This window comes from Mesorhizobium sp. M7A.F.Ca.AU.001.01.1.1, from assembly GCF_004022735.1.
Lineage (GTDB): Bacteria > Pseudomonadota > Alphaproteobacteria > Rhizobiales > Rhizobiaceae > Mesorhizobium > Mesorhizobium ciceri.
In genome coordinates this window covers 1-2,207 of sequence record NZ_RZPF01000913.1, presented here as the reverse complement: position 1 = coordinate 2,207, position 2,207 = coordinate 1, and the positions used below count along the sequence as shown (strand labels likewise).

General features: G+C 63.6%; 2 protein-coding genes. One reads left to right on the top strand and one right to left on the bottom strand.

The window, feature by feature from the left end; translation table 11 throughout:
• Nucleotides 1–864 (top strand): aldo/keto reductase (locus EN884_RS33880; protein ID WP_164895347.1); only part of this gene is annotated, 864 nt, incomplete at its 5' end.
• 416 nt (nucleotides 865–1,280) lie between these two features.
• Here the strand turns inward: EN884_RS33880 and EN884_RS33875 are convergent.
• Nucleotides 1,281–2,207: ROK family protein (locus tag EN884_RS33875; protein ID WP_164895346.1), on the bottom strand; the 927-nt coding region annotated here is incomplete at its 5' end.

Genomic DNA, 2,207 nt, shown 5'->3' with positions numbered 1-2,207 from the left:
GCCCTCGACGCCGGCGTCACCTTCATCGACACGGCGGACGTCTACGGCGATGGCCGCTCGGAGAAGCTGATCGCCAGGGTGATGAAGGAACGGGGCGGTGAGCGGCCGTTTATCGCCACCAAGGCCGGAAAGCGGCTGCCGTCACAAACGGTCGAGGGCTTCAACCAGAAGAACCTGGCCGACTGGGTCGACCGCAGCCTCAAATATCTCGAGGCCGACACGCTCGACCTCGTGCAACTGCATTGCCCACTGACCGACCTCTATTACCACCCTGAAGTGTTCGAGCGCCTCGACCGGCTGGTCGAGCAAGGCAAGATCCGCAATTATGGCGTCAGCGTCGAGCGCGTCGAAGAAGCGCTGAAGGCGATGCAATATCCCGGCGTCGTCAGCGTGCAGATCATCTTCAATGCCTTCCGCCAGCGACCGGCGGAATTGTTCTTCGATCAGGCGAAAAAGCACGACGTGGCCATCATTGCCCGCGTGCCCCTGGCCAGCGGCCTGCTGTCGGGCAAGTTCAAGGCCGACACCAAATTCGAGACCACCGACCACCGCCTGTTCAACCGCAACGGCGAGGCCTTCGATGTCGGCGAGACGTTTTCGGGCGTGCCTTATGAGGTAGGCCTGGCGGCGGTCGAGCGCATCCGACCGATGGTTTCCGGCAACACGACGATGGCGAAATTCGCGCTGCGCTGGATCTTGATGTTCGACGCGGTGAGCGTCGTCATTCCGGGCGCCCGCAATCCCACACAGGCCCGTTCCAACGCTGAAGCCGCGGACCTCCCGCGGCTGTCCGATGAACTCATGGGCAAGATCCGGGACGTCTACGACCAGGACATCAAGCCCCATGTGCATCAACGCTGGTAGGCAATATCCCTCGGTATCGCGAGCGCCACATTGACGCGTCGGCAGCCTGATGTGACGAAATAGGCGTCGCCTCAGAAACCAGAGGGCTCAAGCGGTCCCAATCAATCCTGATGCCGTTTCGGGCCTCGAGCAGATGCAGTTCTCGAGCAGGATTTCGAAGCCGACCTCATGATCGCCTGAAACGAGGCTGATGCCGCACCTCAACCAGGAGGTCGACGGCGACTATCACGGCAAGCTCCTGGACCTCGCCGGCCGGTCCAACCACCTGAATCCCTGCCCCGAACGTTCCCGAAGTCCGTAATGAGCGAAATCCACATGGCACAATCTCTCTCTCGTCAATCAGGCGCTTCCTTGGCAAGGTAAGAGCAGTCACTGCTCAGCGACGACGAGATACTGTGCTCCACAATACACCACCTCTAACTCTCCACGTTTGACGCTGGGGGCAGCACCACAGCCGGGTGACGCCCTTCGCGCAGCATCAGCCCGAGAGTGTAATCAACTGCCAGCTTCACGGCACCGAGCGCGGTCCCGTCATCCCCCAGGGAACTGACAGCGATGGGTGTTGACCATGCAAGCTCTGCTGCGACGCGTTCGACGTTTTCCGTCATCAGCGGGTTTCTGCCGACACCGCCGCCGAGCACGATCAGGCCGGGGTCGAGCATGCCGATGCAGCCGGCCGCCAGCCTGCCGATATCGGCGCCATGGCGCGCGACGGCCACTACCGCCGGCGGCGAGCCCTCGAGCGCGCGTGCAAAAAGATCCTTGGCCGAGTCGGGCGGCACGCCTTCTCCTGCGGGCCAGTCGACACGGCAGCGCTCGATCAACGCCCGCGAGCCGAGATAATGTTCGAGCCCTTCACGATAGGGCGTCTCGCTGGCCGACCATGGAAACGGCATGCGGCCGATTTCGCCGGCCGCACCACCGGCGCCGCGAAACAAACGCCCCTCGGTGATGAAGCCGAGGCCGACCCGCACGCCGACCTGCAGGAAGGCGAAGGTCTGGTGGCCTTGCGCGGCGCCAAAATGCATCTCGCCGATGGCCGCGCAATTGACGTTATTTTCCAGGATGATCGGCACTTTGATACTGCGCCGCAGCAGGCCAAGCACGGCGGACGGCCCGCCGGGCCGGTCAAAACGATTGTTGGAGACGATGCGCGGCACCGCCACCGCAATGGCGCGCAGCGCGCGAAAACTCTTGGCGACCCTGGCCATGGTGGCACGCGCCACCGACTCTACGACGGCGCCGACCGCGTCGGCGTCGCCGGCTATCGCTTCCGGGATGGGTTCTTCCGCCGACGCCAGCTTCTGCGCATCCATCGAATAGGCGACGGCGCGCACCTGGGC